Here is a 19,157-nt window from a genome sequence, read left to right as displayed (position 1 = left end):
TCTGTGAATAAGTAAGTAGTATTGAAAAAGAATTGTTTGATTTAATCATTTAGTTATGCCTGTTGTTTCAGTTTTAATGCCTGTCTATAATGCAGAAAGGTATGTTAAAGAAGCGATTAATAGCATTTTAAATCAGACATTTAAAGATTTTGAGTTAGTTGTTTTAAATGATGCTTCAACCGATTCGGGTAAAGAAGTCATATTGGGTTTTCAGGATTCTCGTATAAGGTATATAGAGAATGAAGAAAATAAAGGGCTTTCTTTTTCAAGGAACCGTTTGTTGGGTGAATCGAGAGGAGAATATATTGCATGGCTTGATGCTGATGATGTTTCATACCCAACAAGGCTTGAAGAAGAATATAGTTTTCTTAAAAAACATGCCGACCATGCGATGGTGGCAAGTTGGGCAAGACTGATAGATTCGGAGGGTAAACCAACAGGCAACTTTATTAAGTCTTATATTCCTGACAAATACCTCTCTGCCTTATTGTTATTTGTCAATTACTTTGTGCAGTCGAGTGTGATGCTAAGAAAAAATTGTTTACCCGAAGTGCATTACCGACCTGAATTTCCGCCTACTGAAGATTATGAACTCTGGGTAAGAATCGCATCAAAGTATCCGGTTGCCATTTTACCGAAAACGCTGGTTGACTATCGTATACATACTACCAACATCAGTTCAGTACAACAGCAAAAGTCAGAAAAAGCTGTCAAGCTGAATTATGAGATACAGTTAAAAAATTTAGGCATATTGCCAGGTGACGAAGAAGTGAACTTACACTACAATATTGCTTTCAGAAAGGCGGAAAGTTTAGTTTTTCTGCAAAAAACTGCCGATTGGCTTCAACGCATTGAAGAGCAGAATAAAATTACAAAAAGATTTGACGCCAAAGCCTTACACTATATACTTGCGCATCGCTGGATAAAAGTATGTACAAGTAACAAGGCATTAGGCACAAAGGCTTTAAGCATATACTTTAAAACTAAATTCGCCGAAATAAACTTACGGAATGGGTTTTTGATGATTAAATACATAGCAAATATATAATGAATATTTTTATCGAATTATGGAGAGCAATACTAAAGACAACTCGATTGCCTTTAAGTATATCTCAGAAATTTCACTTGATTTTTGTTCTTACCAAATTAGCTTTTTTAAAAATAGTTGCTAAAAAACAGACACCTGCAAAAGTAAGATTGTTTGGTTTTGAAATTGTTAACTATAATTATCGACTTTTAGATTATTTAGTGAAGGAAGTTTTTGTAGGATTTGAGTATAATTTTTCAGCAAAAACGCAAAAACCTGTTATTTTTGATTGTGGAGCCAATATCGGAATGGCAACTATTTTCTTTAAATGGCTTTATCCCGAAGCCACTATTTATGCGTTTGAGCCACAAACCAAAACCTTTGAATTTCTACAGCAAAACATTAAGAATAACAATTTGTCAAATGTATTCTGCTATAATCTGGCTTTATCTGATGAAGAGGGAACAATTACTTTTTATGAAAGTGACAGTCAGAATTTAATGGGTAGTATTTTAGAAGACAGAGTAGTAGGAACTAAAATAGAAGTGAAAACCAAAAAACTATCTGATTTTATTACGCAGAAGGCTGATTTAATAAAAATAGATGTAGAGGGGGCTGAAAAATTGATTGTAAAGGATTTGGTAGAAAATAAGCTGTTAAGTAAAGAAAAAATTGACCAAATTATCATGGAATACCATCATAAGATACCTAATCAAAAATCATCTATGGGTACCTTTTTAAAGCCATTCGAAAATAATAATTTTGAATATCAGATAAGAACAGATTTTCAACAATTAGGTATATTTCAGGATATGCTTATCTATTTTTTTTAGTGACTATTTTTAAACTTTTAATTAGAACATTTTATGAAAAACATTTTTACATTTTTGGCTGTGTTATTAATCCCTATTCTGAGTTTCGGACAGATACCTTATACCATTAGTCCACTACCTTCAGGTGGAACTCATGTTGCTACAAAGAAAATAAGTCTTAATACTGATAAAGTACTCAATAAAATATATATTGAAGATAATACAGTTGGTGGCGATTATCCTGATTCACGTATTTATGCTGAATTTAAAAATACGAATACTCAGGGAACGGTAAGCCAGAGATTCAGTCTTGCAAACGATGGTTTTTTAGAAATAGGATATTTAGGCTCACAATATGGACAAGGAACTCCTTTACAAACAATCTATGCCAATTTTAGTACTATTCAAGCCAGAGGTGGCAGCAATGGGTTAATTTTAAGGGCTGACTCTCCTTTTGAAGGCTCTCCGAAAGGAATAATCAAGTTTACAACCGGATTTGGCTCATATGGAGCCAACGAAAGAATGCGTATTGACCCAAGCGGAAATGTGGGTATAGCCACTCAGGAACCAGAAGCAAAATTGAATATAGGGGTTGGAAATGTTCAGTTAGATAATGGAGATGTATATGTAAAAGATTTTACAAAAGGTATTATACTGAAATCTCCTGATAGTAATTGTTGGAGAGTTACGATTGATAATGATGGGAACTTTGTTAAAAAAAAGGTGGCTTGTCCAAACTGTACAGTAAACTGTCTGGGAGTTTTAGTTTTACAGCCTAATGCAAGTTCAAGCAAGGAATCTACTATTAGTTCTATTATACCTGATGAAAACAGAAGTGCCAATATAAAGGATATTGGAGGTGTTACGCAAATAAATTATAATACTACCAGAACTTTATTGGATTTCGATTTGTCTTCTATACCTGATGGCACTCCAATTGATAGTGCAAGGTTATACTTATTTGGAAACCCAAATACTACCATAGGACCTAATATTGCACCTAATGATTTGGATATTTATAGAATTATAACTTATTGGAATCAAAATACGGTTACCTGGCACACACAGCCTTCTATGGATTTAAGTACTAAAGCTTCTCTTCCTTCATCTCCTGGAAACGATTACTCAAGCTATGTAGTAGATGTTACTTCATTAGTTCAGAATTATGTAAATGATAAAAGCAATAGTTTTGGGTTTATGCTGAAATTATTGAATGAATCACCTAACAGAATGTTAATTTTTGCTTCATCTAAGGTTTCTAATGCGCAGTTACATCCTAAACTGGTGGTTTATTATACGCCCAATTAATATAGCAAGATTTTAATTTTGATAAGAATTTTATTGATTTGAAAGGTATCTATTTATGGATACCTTTTTCTTTTGATATTCTTTAATGAAGAATTGAGTTTGAATCGAGTTTCATTTACATAGTTTACTCATTAATCGGTAATAAAATAATTGGCGCAATTTTTGAAATCAAAAGGTAGGAGAGAGACTCTTTATATCTCTCTTGTAATTATTTATTTGCTGAGTGATTTAAACAAAGTAATGCAATGAAAGTCTCAAAACTTATGCTTTTATTTAAGAAAAGCGATTATTTTTTATTTACAATGGTTCTTACTATCAGTTTAAGTAAAGCTTTAGCCTTTAATTCTCTACCTGATGTACAGAATCTGATTTTGAATAAATCGTCAAAACAAGAATTATCTGTAATCATTATTGGTGTAGATTCTGTTTGTAAAGGGACTGCATGTGTGCCTTATGTAATAACCAAAACAGTATCAAACTCAAATTGTGTCAATTGCTTGCAATTACAACCCAATAAAACATTTAGTAAAGAGGCGACCATAAGCTCATATATACCTGATGAGAACCGAAGCAGTAGTATTTTAGATATCGGAGGTGTTACGCAAACAAATAGCGGTATCCCAAATATTACGCGAACTTTGTTAGATTTTGACTTAACTAATATAACACAAGGAACAGAGATAAAGCGTGCAGAATTACACTTATATGGGCACCCAAATACAACTATAGGAGTTAATATGCCACCGAATGAATTAGAAATTTATAGAATTACGAGTAGTTGGGATCAGAATACAGTAACCTGGAGTACTCAACCGACATTTGACTCAAATGTTAAGGTAACACTATCTTCTTCAACCGAAGATTATGCCAACTATATAGTCGATATAACTTCTTTAGTTCAGAATTACCTCAATGATAAAAGTAACAGTTTTGGTTTTATTCTAAAACTTGTTGATGAAACACCTTATAGAAGATTAATTTTTGCTTCCTCTAAAAGCAATAACCCGAGTATGTATCCAAAACTAATTATCTATAAAAAATAAAATGCTTTTAAACTATAATACAAAAGCCAACCGAAGGGTTGGCTTTTGTAATTGCTCTGGTTTCTAAACCCTTATAAACCCTGAACAAAAATATCTGATGTTGGTACTGCGCTTCCGCCTTTCTTCTCAAGCGTTACAGCGAAAGCATTGGGTATAGGTACCTTTTTCAATTGCTGAGTGTTGTTGATAATATCAAATACCCCAGCATCTAAAGCCTTACCTCCTACAATTGCCCACAGTTGATATTGCATTCCGGCAGGTGGAGCAGGTAAATTAGGACGAACCAGATAAACCGTGTTGGTTCTCATATCTAAGGCAAGCATTACGGTTGAGTTTGGAGATACTTTTTGCCCCATCAACTTAAATGTTTTTACAGCCGGGCTCATCAACAGGTTTACTTCACTCGGCTTCATCATGCCTTCATTATTTTTGACCTCTTTTTGCAGATTTATATTTTCATTAATGGCTGCGGTTAAATTCTGCTTACTTTCGTTCCAACGGGTCAGTACATACACATTAGCAAGCACACTACCCAGTAAAGCCAATGAAGCGGCAATACGAATATAACTACTGAAAAATCCACTTGGTTTTGTAAACACCGGCTCTACCTCTTCTCCGCTATTGAAATCTATCACTTTTGTTCCTTGTGTCGCAGCATCTATATGAACTGTATCAGCCACAAGTGTGTTCCATATTTGATTTTTTAAATGAGTTGGGGGTATTTCGGCATGGTCAAAGGCATAGCTTTCCAAGGCGTCTTCGATAGCACGAAGCTCTGCCTTTACTTCAGGATATTTTACAGCCATTTGCTCTACTTCAGCTATCTCCTCTGGAGTAGCCGAGCCAAGCACGTAGCTTTCTAAAATACCGGACGCTATGTATGAATTAATATCCATTTTTATATTTAGCTTGATAATACTATGAAAAGTTTAGGTCAAAGTATCAAGCATATCTTATTCATTTTCTACTAATTTTTAAAAAACATTCATCAACAAAAGTACTAATGTCTGAAGTAAAGTCCGTAGTGTATTAACGGCCGCTTTAATTCTGGTTTTCACTGTACCAAGAGGTATTCCGTATTCTTCGGCCACCTCCGCCTGGGTATAGCCCTGATAATAAACTAAATCTATTAACTGCTTATATTCAGGTTTTAGTTTACCAACTACTTTTTGTAACCCTATACCGTCCACGTCCTGAGCTGTCTGGTATTCATTATCAATCTGATAAAGTACCTTGTCTTCCATAGAAACATTCTGCGAAGTATCTCTGAAATCAACTGAACGGATTTTGTCTATGGCCAGATTCCGGGCGATATTCATCATCCAGGTAAAAATGCTTCCTTTAGAGGAATCATAATTTCCAATATTCTTCCAGATTTTTAGAAATGTATCCTGAAGTAAATCATTAGCATCATCATTTGATTGTACAATCTTGTTCAAGACACCATACAAGGCACTTGAATAATTATTATACAGAATAGTGTAGCCTCGCTCGTCTCTGTCTTTCAACAAAGCCACTAATTCTTCTTCTGATATGCTAATGCGACGTGCCAAACGATCTATGCTTTCGGGGCTAAATTAGTAAGTTTGTCCAAATATGTTACTTATCTTACATCTTTCCAAAAAAAACAACACATTTTAAGCGGATTTTTTTTGTGATTCATTCAAGCCCAAATTTTTAATCTTTTTGCACTTCTGATTGTACTTACGGAATATCCTGAGTTTTGGATTTATTTTATTAAATAATAGCCTTACCTTTGCCATTCTTTATATTTTTCTAATAAATAATCTGTTTTGAAACCCAAAATAAAGTTTATCTAGTGGCTACAACACCCAAACAACAAGGCTTTTTCTTTCCGGCAGAATGGCATCCACACCGTGCTACGTGGCTAAGTTTTCCACAGAACTCTGATTCGTGGGATTATGGCGAACGTCTGGAAAGAATATATCCCTCTTATATGGCGTTTATTAAAGCCATTGCCGAAAGTGAGAAAGTATGTATAAATGCAACTGACGAACAACAAAAGGCTTTGATAACAGACCTTATTAAACAATATGAGATAGACCCGAATCAGATAGAAGTTCCTATACATGCTACGAATGATTCATGGTGCAGAGACCACGGTCCGGCATTTCTGATAAATCCGGAAACCAGGCAGAGAATGATTGTAGAGTGGGGTTATAATGCCTGGGGAGGTAAATATCCACCCTATGGCGACGATGACCAGATACCTGTAAAGATTGCCCATTATTTAGGCTTACCTTATGTAGTGCCGGGTATTATTATGGAAGGTGGGTCTGTAGAATTTAATGGCAAAGGTACTGTGCTGACCAGTAAGTCCTGTTTATTAAACCCAAACAGAAACCCACATCTGAACCAGTCTCAGATTGAACAATACCTGTATGATTATTATGGCGTTGACCAGGTATTATGGGTAACAGAGGGTATAGTAGGTGATGATACTGATGGACATATTGACGATACCACCCGCTTTGTAAATGAAGATACGGTATTGACGGTAGTAGAGCATGATAAAACAGATGATAATTATCATCCATTGAAGCAAAATCTTGAAGATTTATCTAAAATGCGTTTGCTGAATGGTAAGCAGTTAACTATTAAAGAACTGCCTATGCCTAAGCCTGTATACGATAGTGGTGTACGTCTGCCCGCCTCTTATGCCAATTTCCTGATTACCAATGGAGGAGTAATTGTTCCGACTTATAGTTGTGATAAAGACGAGGTAGCTTTAGGTATTATTCAGGAGTGTTTTCCGGATAGAAAAATCATAGGCATAGAGGCCACCGAAATTATCTGGGGACTTGGAAGTTTTCACTGTCTGTCTCAACAAGAACCTATTGTTTAAGGTCAATAAGAAATTGGTTGAGGTAGCGATATCTTTGCAAAAATTGTCATACTGATTCTTAAAATTTAACGTAAACAGTTCCTATAAATGTTAAATTTTCATAAAAAAATATTCGGGTCGCTTAGTAATACGGCTAATGGTGAAGTAGGAGATGAAACCCTGTTTTATTATTCGCAGGCAGGCGATATAGTTTGGGCAGAGTATGCCGGAGGAGCCATAGTAAAAGGCTTTCTGATAGCTAAAGTGGTAGAAAAAAATGCTTTGGATATGCGATATGAGCATATTAATAAAGCAGGAGAGTTAATGACCGGGCGATGTTATTCTACGCCGGAAGTATTGCCTGACGGACGTATTCGTCTGTATGAAAAATGGCAGTGGACAAGTGGAGATTTGTCATTAGGGGAGTCAATTGTGGAAGAAATAATCAAGAAAACTTCGTAAAAAGCAGATTTTTCTGTTATTTTTGATTCTTCGTTTTTCTAAGGCCTGAAAAATAGAAATTTCAGGCACATTAATAACCCAAACAAAATTAATATTCATCACAATAATTTTTAAACGCATAGAGTTTAGTTATTGTAACATAGTGGCATTGCCATGAAGATGATTGAAGGCGTATTGTTATGAAGCGATTTTACAAGATATTTCCATATATATTAATAATCTTTTCACAGTTTGCTTGCCAGGTTTTAAAGAAAACTGCTTCTGAAAAAAAGGTAAAAGATAGTTCGCAAACAGCAGGCATGGCACCAACTGCACAAGAGGTAAAGCCTGTAAATGTAGTAAATACTGAACCGGTTGGTTTGACAGTAGGTACCAATGAAGTAAAGGTGTCTGAACTGAAACACGAACTTGAGAAAATGATGGTGAATGATTCTGTATCTGCTGATAAGGCTTTAGAACAAGTAATTCAGGATCAGAGAATAGTAGCCGAGGCAAAAAGAAGAGGTTATGATAATTCGGAGGAGTATAAAGAGGAACTACAGACCTATAACGGTCTTTTAGCAGAGGCTTACCTGACAGATAGTGCTACTATCAAATATTTGCTGAAAGAAACCTACGACTGGATGTTACAAGAGGTAAGAGCCTCGCACATCATGTATCAAATCTCTGAATTTGCCAACCCTGCTGATACTGCCGCTATTTATAATAAACTGATAGATATCCGCAGAAGAGCTTTGGAAGGAGAAGATTTCGGGGTATTGGCACAGCAATTCTCGCAAGATAAAAAAACAAGTGGTAAAGGAGGAGAGTTAGGCTGGTTTAGCGCCTTACAACTGGTGTATCCGTTAGAAAAAGCTGCGTTTAATATAGCAGTGGGGCAGGTATCAATGCCTATCAGAACAAAGGCCGGATACCATTTAGTTAAAGTTCTGGAGCGTCGGCCTAATAGTGGAAAAGTATGGGTACAGCATATTTTAAAGGCTGTTCCTCCTAATTCAAGCGATTCTCTTGGCAAAGCAAAGTTTCAGATAGATTCTTTATATACGGCTTTAACAAAAGGGGCCAAATTTGAAGTTTTATGTGAACAATATTCTGATGATTATAAGACCAGAAAAAACCAGGGTTATCTGCCTGTTTTTGGTATCGGCACACGTGAAGAAACCGCCTTTGAGCAGGCAGCATTTTCTTTGAAAGTTGGAGAGTTCTCTAAACCTGTTCGTACTTCGGCAGGTTGGCATATTATACGATTAGCCAAGAAAATTCCGCTTGAATCGTATGAAGTTCTTTTACCAAAATTAAAAGAAAAAGTAGTAACCGATTCGAGAGGTGAGTTGGTGAGAGAAAATGCTCTGAACCGAATGAAAAAAGATATGCAGTTTGTTGAATACCCGGACATTGTAAAGAAAGCCATTGAGTCGGCAGATACAAACTTAGTGAAAAAGAAATGGGGATATGCCTTGAATGGCCCGATAACTAATAGCACTATTTTTTCAATTGGTAAGAATGAAATCAAAGCCAAAGCCTTTTTCGATTATGTAATGGAAAGGCAATTGGTTGAACGGATACCAACCGGATATTCGGCAATTAGCTGGATGCGCAGTCTTTATAAGAAATTTGTCGATAAGAATGTGAAAGAGTACGCCGAAACGCATTTGGCCGAAATCAACTCTGATTTCAGGCTATTGATGCAGGAATACTCAACCAGTTTTCTGAAAATGCAACTGATGAATGATTTTGTGTTTGAAAAATCGGTAGCAGATACTTTAGGACAAAGAGCATTTTATGAAAAGAATAAAGGTAACTACCGGATGTCTGAAAGAATGTTTGGAAGCCTGATAGTAGCGAAAGATGCTAAAACATTAGGGCAAGTCAGAGAGGTTTTCAAGAAAGGGGTGCCGTATTCGCTTAATAGTACCATGCGTACACCTTTGTATTATGACAAGTATGCAAGCGAATTAACTCCTGACCATAAAAAGATTCTGGCAACTTTGCTGGAAATCATGCGTATCAATAAAGGATATATTGTTGAGATTGGTGGATATGCCGACCAGAACGAAAACACCAGTAATTCGGCAGAGCGTATTGAAAAAGTGAAGGAGTTTCTGGTAGCGAATGGGTTACCAATAGAAAGAATTATAGAAAATGATTTTGCCAAAACCAAACGTGCTGACCGCTTTGACTGGACAAAAAACCAAAGGGTGATGTTTGTATTTTACAGCAATTCAAAAAAAGATGTTGAAAAACGTTTCAATCGTAAGGAGGCCAATGCTGTAACAATAGAAGATGGCTATTTCAAGAAAGGAGATAATAAGTATATAAATGCTTTTAAATGGGAAATCGGCAGCCAATCGGTAATAAAAGATGGGAAGTATATTGAATTAAGTGTTGAAAGAATTGAACCGGCCCGTTACAAAACCTTGCGTGAAGCACGTGGTCAGGTATTGGTAGACTACCAGAAGCAACTGGAAAAACAATTGTATGAAGAATTGGAAAACAGATATCCGGTTAAAATTAACAGAGAAGAATTAGATAAAGCCTTAGAGGCGAAAAAATAATAAGTCAAAAAAAAGAATCAAGTACACTACCAATTATATGTTAAAGAAATTAGTTTTACTCATTTGCCTGCCAATACTGGCATTCTCACAAGAAACGCCTAAGCCTATTAATGTTGACAGGATTATTGCCAAAGTGGATAACTATATTGTGCTTCGTTCAGAAGTAGAGCAATGGTACCTGCGTTCGGCGCAGCAACAGCAACCTGTTACCAAATGCCAGGCATTAGAGAGTTTAGTAGTGAACAAACTATTAGTAGCGAAAGCTGAAATAGACTCGGTAATTGTAGACGATAAAACAGTAGATGATCAGTTGACAGCCCGTATGCAGCAGATGGTTCAACTCTATGGAAATGAAAAAAATATTGTGGAACAGTTTGGCAAATCGTTGGAAACTTTAAAAAGTGAAGTCCGGTCGCAGGTAAAAGAACAATTAACTGCGCAGAAAATGCAGGGCGAAATCTCTAAAAACCTGAAGGTAACGCCCAATGAGGTAAAGAAATTTTTTAACCAGATTCCAAAAGACAGTATTCCTGAAATACCTGCTGAAGTACAGATAGGCCATATTGTAAGGTATGCCAAGGTAACGAGGGCTCAGAAAGACGAACTCTCAGAGCGGTTGTTAGACTACAAAAAACGTATATTGGCCGGAGAAAAATTTGAAGATTTAGCCAAAGAATATTCAGAAGACCCGGGGTCACGTCAGTACGGAGGCGATTTAGGCTGGTCAAAAAGAGGGCAGATGGTACCACAATTTGAAGCCGCAGCAATGAAGCTGAAACCCAATGAAATGACTGATGTAGTAGAGTCTGATTTTGGCTTGCATTTGATTCAGACCCTTGAAATAAGAGGGCAGGAATACCATGCCAGACATATTTTATTACGCCCGGATTATAATCGTTTAGATTTGGGTGAGCCTACTAAATTTTTAGATAGTCTTCGTAAAGAAATTGTGAAAGACAGTATTAAATTTGAAAAAGCAGCCAAAGACTTTTCAGACGATAAACAAACACAAGATGCCGGCGGTATGTTGTCTGACCCACAGACGGGAGCATCAAAATTACCGTTAGACCAATCGATGGATCCGACACTTTACTTCACCATTGATAGTATGAAAGTTGGCACGATTACTGCACCCATGCCCTACAGAAGTGAAGATGGTAAAACAGGCGCAAGAATCATTTATTATAAGGCAAAATATGCACCGCATATTGCTAACCTGAAAGATGATTTTGAGAAAATAAAAGAATTTGCACTGATGGAAAAACGGAGCAAAGAGATAGAAGCTTGGTTTAAAAAAGCAATAGCTGATGTTTATATAAAAATTGACCCTGAGTTTGAATCGTGTAATATTTTTGGTCAGGTACGAACCGATAATTAACAGCGATTCATTCATAAACAATTCACCCATACCATAAATTAATGAGCAAAGTTCAATTTAATTCAGACGTAGAAGCAGCAGATGCCCTTAAAGTTGCCTTTAACAATTTAAGAAATGAAATCGGACAAATTATCGTTGGGCAAGATGAAACCGTTCGTTTATTATTAACAGCTATTTTTACCCAGGGTCACTGTCTTTTAGTAGGGGTGCCGGGTCTGGCAAAAACCCTATTGATTCAAACAATTGCTTCGGCTTTAGATCTGGACTTTAATCGTATTCAGTTTACACCTGACTTAATGCCTTCTGATATTTTAGGTTCAGAAACCTTAGATAACGAACGTAATTTCAGATTTATCAAAGGTCCTGTATTTGCTAATATTATTCTGGCCGATGAGATTAACCGTACACCTCCTAAAACGCAATCAGCACTTTTAGAGGCCATGCAGGAATATGCGGTAACTGTAGCAGGACAAAAACACAACATCGGTCGCCCTTTCTTTGTATTGGCAACGCAAAACCCTATCGAACAGGAAGGTACCTATCCGCTACCGGAAGCCCAGCTTGACCGCTTTATGTTTATGGTTAATCTGGATTATCCCTCATACAAACAAGAGTTAGACATTGTAAAGAATACAACCTCTGATAATAAAAAGGTAGTAAAAAAGGTTTTAACAGGCGATGAGATTCTTTATTTCCAGCATCTGGTGCGTCGTGTTCCGGTAGCTGATAACGTAGTAGAGTACGCAGTAAGTCTGGTACATAAAACCCGCCCGAATACAGAATTAGCTTCACCGGATACCAATAAATATCTGGAGTGGGGGGCAGGCCCTCGTGCTTCTCAGAACCTGATATTAGGTGCCAAGTGCAATGCCTTGGTTAACGGTAAATACTCACCTGATATTGAAGATGTAAAAGCAGTAGCCGTGCCTGTATTACGCCATCGTGTGGTAAGAAATTTCAAGGCAGAGGCAGAACACGTTTCAGTAGAAGAAATTATCAAGCGAATGCTTTAGTATATACATACCATTATCAACTACAACAAAGCATGCTAAGTCGATATTTAGCATGCTTTGTTGTTTTAACAGGTTTAACCTTCACTTTTATGAGTTTTAGGGTTTCTGTTATTTGAGGTATCATCCTGTGTGCTTGTGGCATCAGTAGTCTGATAGTCTTGTCCGAGGTTTGTAATATTTTGTTGGCTCTCATGGTTATCTCCTTGTCGCTGCCCTTTATTCCAATGTTCTTGCCCTTGCTGGGTTTGACTGCCACTTTGCTGCGCTTGTTGAGATGTATTTCTATTACCTGCTTGCTGTGTTGAGGTATTTTTGTCTTCGTCTCTTCTTTGATTGTCTTTTTGATTTTGCATGGCTTTATTTATTTAGAAAACAAGCCACCTCAAATACAATCTGAGATGGCTTGCCTGTATTTGAAATCCTGATTTTACAAAAAATCAGTTTCTATACCTCATTTATTTCAGGTTTATCTGTCTGAGGTTGAATCTCTGGTTTATCATAACGATTATCTCCACTTTGCTTGTTCTGGTCATCTCTATCCGGACCATTGGCATCATATTCTTGTCCTTGTTGGCCTTGATTTGAGCTATTTTGTTGACCTTGCTGTGGAGTATTTCTGTTACCACCTTGCTGGTTGGTATCTTGTTGGCCTTGGTTGCGGTTTTCCTGGCCTTGCTGACCTTGATTACTGTTACTTTGTTGTCCTTGTTGAGGGGTATTTCTGTTACCACCTTGTTGTGTTGACGTGTTTTTGTCTTCGTCTCGTCTCTGCGTGTCTTTTTGATTTTGCATAGTTGTATGAGTTTAATTGTTTACTCCTTACTTAAAACGTAAAAAAGCTGTGCCAGTTAGTTGATGATTAGTTGGGTGTTCATATTGAGACAAATTTACCCCCTCCTTCAACTTTGCGTCCGTGTTATTGCCCATTATTACCTACTTAAGAATTTATAGCTGGTGATTTTACCGTGGTCTTTCTTTTTGCCAAAAAGGTATATATCAATCTATAAAGTCATGTCTAAAAAACAACAAAAATTCTATACTCTTATCACAGGCGGTACGAGTGGTATTGGATACGAATTAGCCAAATTATTAGCTAAAGACGGCCATAATTTGATTATTGTGGCTCGTAGCCAGAAAGAGCTTGACCAGGTAGCGACTTCATTGATAGCTACTTATAAAGTAGATGTAATTTCTTTAGCAAAAGACCTTTTTAATAGAAAAGCAGCTTTTGAAGTGTATGATTTTGTGAAATCTCAGGGTATTCTGATTGATATTCTGGTCAATGATGCCGGACAAGGTCAGTATGGAGAATTTATTAACACTGACCTTGAAAGAGAAGCAGCTATTATTGAACTAAATATTATTAGTTTAGTTACACTCACAAAACTATTCCTGATTGATATGGTGGGTCGGAAAAGTGGTAAAATTCTGAATCTTGCTTCTATTGCCAGTAAAGTACCTGGACCATTTCAGGCAGTTTATCATGGTACTAAGGCATTTGTGCATTCATTTACTGAGGCCATTCGTGCAGAAGTAAAAGAATCGGGCGTAGTAATTACTTCTCTGTTACCGGGAGCTACGGCTACCGATTTTTTCAGAAAAGCTGATATGTTAAACTCAAAAATTGTACAAGACCCTGATAAGCTATCTGATCCTGCCGATGTAGCAATGGATGGCTATAATGCCCTTATGAATGGTGATGATATGGTTGTTTCAGGCTTTAAAAACAAAATGCAGGTAGCTATGAGCAACGTTACGCCAGACAAAATAGTTGCGAATAATATGTATAAACAACAGGAACCTGTAGATAACGCAAAATAAAAAACTTATGAAAGCAGCAGTCATACATGGGGCACACAAAATTACTTATGATACAGTAGATGACCCGACTATTCAAGAACAGGATGATATTATTCTAAAAGTAACTTCAACAGCCATCTGTGGCTCTGATCTGCATATGTATTCAGGTGGCATTCCACAGCCACGTCCTATGGTAATGGGGCATGAATTTATGGGAATTGTAGAAGAGACAGGTAAAGGTGTAAAAAAGCTTAAACGTGGCGACAGGGTAGTAGTGCCCTTCCCGATTGCTTGTGGACATTGTTTCTTTTGCAACCATGATTTACCCGGGCATTGCGAACATAGCAATCCTGAAATGTATGGTCCTGAGGGTGGATTAATGACAGAAAAAGGGGGTGCTTTATTTGGCTATACAGATTTATATGGTGGCTACGATGGTGGTCAGGCACAATATGTGAGAGTACCTTATGCCAATTTTGGCCCAAGAGTAGTGCCCGAAAATCTGACTGATGAGCAGGTTTTATTTCTGACAGATATATTTCCGACTGGCTACACAGGTGTAGATTGGGGAGAGGTAAAAGGCGGTGAAACTGTCGCTATTTTTGGTTCAGGACCGGTTGGATTAATGGCAGCAAAAAGTGCCTGGCTGAGAGGGGCAGCTAAAGTAATTGTAGTAGATACGCTGCAATACAGATTAGACAAAGCAAAGCAGACAACAGGTTGTGAAACTATTTTGTGGGAAGATGGACCTAAAGATGTGGTGGAACAAATACGTGCTTTGACCGAAGGCCGTGGAGCAGAGGTATGTATTGATGCCGTAGGTTTTGAGCCGGAACGAAACCTGATAGATAAGGTTAAGGCTACAATTAACTTTGAGAAAGGCTCTGTAAAAGTATTAGAAGCGTGTATGAGTGCTGTACGCAGGGGAGGAACGGTATCGGTTTTAGGAGTTTATCCCACTATGTACGATAATTTTCCGATAGGTCAGTTCTTTGATAAAGGAATTGTATTAAAAGGCGGGCAGGCTCCTGCGCAAAAACATATAGATAAGTTATTAAGCTATGTTGCAGAAGGTAAAGTGCAATTAGATGATATTATTACGCATCGCTTAGGTTTGTCAGAAATTGAACACGCTTACGAAATCTTTCATAAAAAAGAAGATGGTTGCGTAAAAGTAGTGTTAGACCCATGGAAATAACTGATGCTGATAGATGTACCTGTGCTACATACGGTAGCACAGGTAATATTCTATTTATAATGTATATACTTCTAATACTTAATAGCCCAGTAGGGATTCCGATAAGACTTAATGCTATCTTTGATATGCTTGGCTATGATAGTGTCATAATCAGCATCTTTTATCTTTTTCCCCTTTAGTTTCGGAAGTGCCAGTTCTTTACCCTCCAGTTTTTTGAACTCTACTTTAGAGGCTGTAATCACCACATCACCATCATTGATTTCCAATTCTAAAATCATTCCCGGTAGTCCGTAAAACCTTTCAGGCCCTCCTGAAACCGGAATATCACCAGTAAACCAGGCAGTTATTTTCTGATGTTTAACAGTATCTTCTGTAACTGCCTTCATACAGATATATCCTGCCACATCTTTTATCTGATTAAGAACTTTCCAGTTAGGGGCTCTTAGTGAATCTTCAAGTACATAGGTTTTACCCAACATTTCAATAAGTTCTATTTTCTTCTCTTTCTCGTAGTTCCGGTAGATATAATAGTCTTCTGTGCGTGACGACCAACCATACTCACTCGCTTCTTCCAGATTAGTCAGCAGGCTTTCGTTGGCGTTAAAATACATCTTTGTTTTAGATTTCCATCCTTCATCGTTTTTGCCCCATGTTTGTTTCACACGGTCTTTTTCTTCGTTAGAGAGATACGTTAACTGCCCAATAATTTTTGACCAGAACTCCTGGCGCTCATACACTATCATGCCTTCGGTTTTTTGAGAAAAACCCGATAGAGGTGATAAGCATAAAAACAAGAGCAACCCGAATAGATATTTTGATATAGCTTTCATTTGTATGTGATATTAATGATATTTAAGATTAGAACCACCCTTGACGACGCATTTTAGCACTTACACCTCTCATGTTGTAAGTAAAACTTAACATGAAATACCTCGAAAGTGTCTGTGTCTGTTCTGTTGAAACGAAGTTCTGATACGCATATTGGTTGATACCGATATTTTTCTTCAACAAATCATACCCGGATAGGCGAATCTCTGCTTTTTTGGCTTTACCCAATATCTTATACATTGAAGCATATAAAATGGGTATATGCTGATTGAACCCAAAACGCTCGTTTTTAGAGATTCTGTAATTCAGATTCGAACTGAAATAGATGCCTGCGGGCAAGGCAATGTTCATTTCGGCACCTAAAGTATGATTAAAAATCTGTTGGTTTTGCGTTGTATTGATAGAGTATTTGGTATTAGTAATACCAAAGTTACCATTGGCATAGAAAGTAAACTTATCGCTTGGTGTCAAATCAAGACGGAAACCAAAGTTGTAGTTATTATTTCTGGTGGTATTTAATACGTTATTAATGTAAATCAGGTTTTTAGAGATATTTGTTCCTGCGTTTAAATTTAAAGTACTCTTGGTTTTTTTAAGAGGGAAACCGAAACCTAAATATGAACCCAAGTTTTGCCCGCCTGAAATATTGGTAGGCATGGCGGTAGTTACCAGAGTTACAGGGTCAACAGTCTGGTTATAGATTACCTGATTAATGTTATACCCATAGTTCAGGTTGAAAAACATATTGGTAAAACTTCCCGGATTAAACATATTATAACCCACAAACGCTCTGTGCGTACTCATAGGCAATAAATTAGGGTTACCTACCCGAATGTATAACGTATTGCTATTATCAATAATCGGTTGTAAATCTTTAATGGCAGGTTCGCTTACTTCTTTGGTATAATCAGCCCATAGATAACGGTTATTTTTCAGGTCGATATTAATTGAAGACGCAGGAATCCAGGCAAAAATATCTCTGCTGATGTGTTGCACATCTGTTGCGTTTTTACTGCGTGCAAAGTTTCCATCGAAATGGAAATGCTGTGCCGCTAAACCAAACGAAATATTTACTCCTTTATGATTATATCTTACATTGGTGCCGAAACGATTGAACATGAAATCGTTGTTGTAATAATTGCTCAATGAATCAATACGGATACCGTCGGTAGTTTGTACATTTCTATCTACGGCATCACGGCGTAAACTGAAGTTATAAAATGTTTCTGAGAAGAATTTTTTAGACAAAGGCTCTACAAAAAGCAAGCTCGATTTAACCAGATTACGAGGGCTATTCGTAAAGTTAATCTGATTGATATTGGCAGGAATAGAACCCACCGGAGCACCAAATAGCTCGTTTACCGAACTCTGACTGGCTTCGCCGTCTGAAATATTATAGTTATAAGTTACACTTGCAGCAAAATTTCTGCCTTTTTTCTTGAATTTATGGCGATACAAACCAATCAGGGCAATGGCAGTTGAGTTAAACTCATTAAAGTTATTGATGGTAGTCTGATTCGACTTTGTGGTACTGCCATTTCTGTAAATCTCCTGCAAACTGTTAAATTTAGTTGTGCCATCACCCATTCTACCGTTTCCTATCAATACCAATGTATTTAGTGAGTCTATTTGTTGTTCGAAACGTAAACTCACACGGTGGTTCCGGCTAATACGATTTTGGTAACTATCTTCATCGGTTTTGAATGAATTGTTATTTGAAAGAAAATTCTCTCTCTCTGATTTTTTAGAAACCAATTGCTGTGTTTGGTTATAATAGTAGTTAGAACTAAACTTGGTCTTTTTGGTATCGTAGTTATAATTGGCACCACCAGCATAGTTTTCTGAGAAACCCTGAAAATTGCGCCCACCTACCGGAATGGATATGCTTTCTTCAGTATCATTATCGTAGAAAAATCTTACACCGCTACTGAATCCGAAATCAGCTTCATCGCCCCAGTTATTAGCCTGGCTGCCCCTGAAATCCTGAAAATCATCTCTCGAAATACCCGTCTGATTAATATTATTACCTAAACCAAGTACCGAGAATTGCTGCTTGGTGTCAAATCTGTTGTAGTTCCCTTTCAGTTCAGCTCTTTCATCTGTACCAAGAGCCGCTGTAACTTTTCCAAATCCTCCCTTTTTGAAATCATCTTTTAGTTCAAGGTTAACAGTTTTTTCTTTCTTTCCGTCGTCAACACCAGTAGCTTTGGCCTGCTCTGATTTATCATTGAAAATCTGAATCTTAGTAATTGCGTCAGCAGGCAGGTTTTTGGTGGCAGCTTTGGGGTCATTGCCAAAGAAACTTTTCCCATCAACTGTTACCTTTTTTACATCTTGTCCCTGGGCTTTTATATTGCCGTCCTGGTCAATCTGAACACCGGGTAATTTCCGCAGCAGGTCTTCGACCGATGAGCCCGGCGGTACTTTAAATGAGGCGGCGTTATACTCTATAGTATCTCCCTTGATATTCAAAGGGGCCCGAGCGGTTTTCACAACTACTTCCATCAGCTCTTTGGCAATGGGCTTCAGTTTTAGTTGTCCTAAATCATTTACTGCTCCATCAACAGGTTTTACATCAATCTGGAAAGGAATGTAGCCTACAAAAGAGATTTTCAGAATGTAGTTGGCCTTTTTTACATTTTTAAATTCAAATGCTCCGTTTTCGTCAGTTCGTCCAAAGTTTACCAGCGTAGAGTCTTTGGGTTGTAAGAGCATAACCGTAGCAAATGGCATAACTGCATTACCCGAATCAATAGCAATGCCTTTAATGTTAAATTTAGTGGGAGTCTGGGCAAAGACAAGTGTAACAGTGTGCACAAGCACAGCGAGGAGAAGTAAGCGCTTTTTCATGAAATGGTTTAGTAAAGTAATAACGTTGCGTTTTTAAC

General features: G+C 37.2%; 17 protein-coding genes. 11 read left to right on the top strand and 6 right to left on the bottom strand.

Annotation, left to right across the window (positions count from 1 at the left end):
• Positions 1-55 precede the first annotated feature (55 nt).
• From EWM59_RS19020 to EWM59_RS19005, 4 genes are all read left to right on the top strand, one after another.
• Positions 56-1,048, top strand: a complete 993-nt coding sequence (locus EWM59_RS19020) for a glycosyltransferase family 2 protein (RefSeq protein ID WP_130022843.1) — start codon at positions 56-58, stop codon at positions 1,046-1,048.
• 77 nt (positions 1,049-1,125) lie between these two features.
• On the top strand, positions 1,126-1,860 hold the full coding sequence (locus tag EWM59_RS19015; RefSeq protein WP_165372228.1) for an FkbM family methyltransferase: 735 nt from the start codon (positions 1,126-1,128) through the stop codon (positions 1,858-1,860).
• Positions 1,861-1,893: 33 nt separating this feature from the next.
• Positions 1,894-3,147: a DNRLRE domain-containing protein gene (locus EWM59_RS19010; protein WP_130022841.1), complete on the top strand. Its 1,254-nt coding sequence runs from the start codon at positions 1,894-1,896 to the stop codon at positions 3,145-3,147.
• Positions 3,148-3,392: 245 nt separating this feature from the next.
• A complete protein-coding gene (locus tag EWM59_RS19005; RefSeq protein ID WP_130022840.1) occupies positions 3,393-4,190 on the top strand; it encodes a DNRLRE domain-containing protein in 798 nt (265 codons plus the stop codon).
• Between the two features lie 71 nt (positions 4,191-4,261).
• On the opposite strand, the gene EWM59_RS19000 is transcribed toward EWM59_RS19005, so the two are convergent.
• Positions 4,262-5,086, bottom strand: coding sequence for an anti-sigma factor (locus tag EWM59_RS19000; RefSeq protein ID WP_130022839.1), 825 nt, complete (start codon positions 5,084-5,086; stop codon positions 4,262-4,264).
• Between the two features lie 78 nt (positions 5,087-5,164).
• Positions 5,165-5,743, bottom strand: a complete 579-nt coding sequence (locus tag EWM59_RS18995) for an RNA polymerase sigma factor (protein ID WP_130022838.1) — start codon at positions 5,741-5,743, stop codon at positions 5,165-5,167.
• A 266-nt stretch (positions 5,744-6,009) separates the two neighbouring features.
• On the opposite strand from EWM59_RS18995, the gene EWM59_RS18990 reads away from it, so the two are divergent.
• The 5 genes from EWM59_RS18990 to EWM59_RS18970 all read left to right on the top strand — a co-directional run bounded on the left by EWM59_RS18990 (position 6,010) and on the right by EWM59_RS18970 (position 12,443).
• On the top strand, positions 6,010-7,056 hold the full coding sequence (locus EWM59_RS18990) for an agmatine deiminase family protein (protein WP_130022837.1): 1,047 nt from the start codon (positions 6,010-6,012) through the stop codon (positions 7,054-7,056).
• A gap of 87 nt (positions 7,057-7,143) precedes the next feature.
• Positions 7,144-7,497 carry an avidin-fold protein gene (locus EWM59_RS18985; RefSeq protein ID WP_130022836.1) on the top strand — a complete coding sequence of 118 codons (354 nt, stop codon included), beginning with the start codon at positions 7,144-7,146 and terminating at the stop codon, positions 7,495-7,497.
• Positions 7,498-7,676: 179 nt separating this feature from the next.
• Positions 7,677-10,052 (top strand): peptidylprolyl isomerase, encoded by a 2,376-nt coding sequence (locus EWM59_RS18980; RefSeq protein ID WP_130022835.1) that lies wholly within the window; start codon positions 7,677-7,679, stop codon positions 10,050-10,052.
• A gap of 37 nt (positions 10,053-10,089) precedes the next feature.
• A complete protein-coding gene (locus EWM59_RS18975) occupies positions 10,090-11,430 on the top strand; it encodes a peptidylprolyl isomerase (protein ID WP_130022834.1) in 1,341 nt (446 codons plus the stop codon).
• 41 nt (positions 11,431-11,471) lie between these two features.
• Complete coding sequence (locus EWM59_RS18970; RefSeq protein ID WP_130022833.1) at positions 11,472-12,443, top strand: AAA family ATPase; 972 nt, start codon at positions 11,472-11,474, stop codon at positions 12,441-12,443.
• 74 nt (positions 12,444-12,517) lie between these two features.
• On the opposite strand, the gene EWM59_RS18965 is transcribed toward EWM59_RS18970, so the two are convergent.
• Together EWM59_RS18965 and EWM59_RS18960 are read right to left on the bottom strand one after the other, a co-directional pair.
• Positions 12,518-12,796: a hypothetical protein gene (locus EWM59_RS18965; protein WP_130022832.1), complete on the bottom strand. Its 279-nt coding sequence runs from the start codon at positions 12,794-12,796 to the stop codon at positions 12,518-12,520.
• 91 nt (positions 12,797-12,887) lie between these two features.
• Positions 12,888-13,235, bottom strand: coding sequence for a hypothetical protein (locus EWM59_RS18960; RefSeq protein WP_130022831.1), 348 nt, complete (start codon positions 13,233-13,235; stop codon positions 12,888-12,890).
• A 219-nt stretch (positions 13,236-13,454) separates the two neighbouring features.
• Between EWM59_RS18960 and EWM59_RS18955 the strand changes: the two genes are divergently transcribed.
• Both EWM59_RS18955 and EWM59_RS18950 read left to right on the top strand, forming a co-directional pair.
• Positions 13,455-14,264 carry an SDR family NAD(P)-dependent oxidoreductase gene (locus EWM59_RS18955; RefSeq protein WP_130022830.1) on the top strand — a complete coding sequence of 270 codons (810 nt, stop codon included), beginning with the start codon at positions 13,455-13,457 and terminating at the stop codon, positions 14,262-14,264.
• Positions 14,265-14,271: 7 nt separating this feature from the next.
• Positions 14,272-15,441 (top strand): zinc-dependent alcohol dehydrogenase, encoded by a 1,170-nt coding sequence (locus EWM59_RS18950; RefSeq protein WP_130022829.1) that lies wholly within the window; start codon positions 14,272-14,274, stop codon positions 15,439-15,441.
• A 71-nt stretch (positions 15,442-15,512) separates the two neighbouring features.
• Here EWM59_RS18950 and EWM59_RS18945 read toward each other — a convergent pair whose 3' ends face one another.
• Positions 15,513-16,271, bottom strand: coding sequence for a GLPGLI family protein (locus tag EWM59_RS18945; RefSeq protein WP_130022828.1), 759 nt, complete (start codon positions 16,269-16,271; stop codon positions 15,513-15,515).
• A 28-nt stretch (positions 16,272-16,299) separates the two neighbouring features.
• A complete protein-coding gene (locus EWM59_RS18940; protein WP_130022827.1) occupies positions 16,300-19,119 on the bottom strand; it encodes an outer membrane beta-barrel protein in 2,820 nt (939 codons plus the stop codon).
• Positions 19,120-19,157 lie beyond the last annotated feature (38 nt).

The sequence above is a fragment of the Emticicia agri genome (assembly GCF_004168285.1).
Taxonomy (GTDB): domain Bacteria; phylum Bacteroidota; class Bacteroidia; order Cytophagales; family Spirosomataceae; genus Emticicia; species Emticicia agri.
Note: the sequence above shows the minus strand (reverse complement) of the source record. Positions and strands in the feature narration are given on the sequence as shown.

Bases quoted from the DNA above. Each gene is read 5' to 3' on its own strand.
- EWM59_RS19020 (WP_130022843.1), top strand. From the start codon at position 56: ATGCCTGTTGTTTCAGTTTTAATGCCTGTCTATAATGCAGAAAGGTAT.
- EWM59_RS19010 (WP_130022841.1), top strand. From the start codon at position 1,894: ATGAAAAACATTTTTACATTTTTGGCTGTGTTATTAATCCCTATTCTG.
- EWM59_RS19005 (WP_130022840.1), top strand. From the start codon at position 3,393: ATGAAAGTCTCAAAACTTATGCTTTTATTTAAGAAAAGCGATTATTTT.
- EWM59_RS19000 (WP_130022839.1), bottom strand. From the start codon at position 5,086: ATGGATATTAATTCATACATAGCGTCCGGTATTTTAGAAAGCTACGTG.
- EWM59_RS18985 (WP_130022836.1), top strand. From the start codon at position 7,144: ATGTTAAATTTTCATAAAAAAATATTCGGGTCGCTTAGTAATACGGCT.
- EWM59_RS18980 (WP_130022835.1), top strand. From the start codon at position 7,677: ATGAAGCGATTTTACAAGATATTTCCATATATATTAATAATCTTTTCA.
- EWM59_RS18975 (WP_130022834.1), top strand. From the start codon at position 10,090: ATGTTAAAGAAATTAGTTTTACTCATTTGCCTGCCAATACTGGCATTC.
- EWM59_RS18970 (WP_130022833.1), top strand. From the start codon at position 11,472: ATGAGCAAAGTTCAATTTAATTCAGACGTAGAAGCAGCAGATGCCCTT.
- EWM59_RS18965 (WP_130022832.1), bottom strand. From the start codon at position 12,796: ATGCAAAATCAAAAAGACAATCAAAGAAGAGACGAAGACAAAAATACC.
- EWM59_RS18960 (WP_130022831.1), bottom strand. From the start codon at position 13,235: ATGCAAAATCAAAAAGACACGCAGAGACGAGACGAAGACAAAAACACG.
- EWM59_RS18955 (WP_130022830.1), top strand. From the start codon at position 13,455: ATGTCTAAAAAACAACAAAAATTCTATACTCTTATCACAGGCGGTACG.
- EWM59_RS18950 (WP_130022829.1), top strand. From the start codon at position 14,272: ATGAAAGCAGCAGTCATACATGGGGCACACAAAATTACTTATGATACA.
- EWM59_RS18945 (WP_130022828.1), bottom strand. From the start codon at position 16,271: ATGAAAGCTATATCAAAATATCTATTCGGGTTGCTCTTGTTTTTATGC.
- EWM59_RS18940 (WP_130022827.1), bottom strand. From the start codon at position 19,119: ATGAAAAAGCGCTTACTTCTCCTCGCTGTGCTTGTGCACACTGTTACA.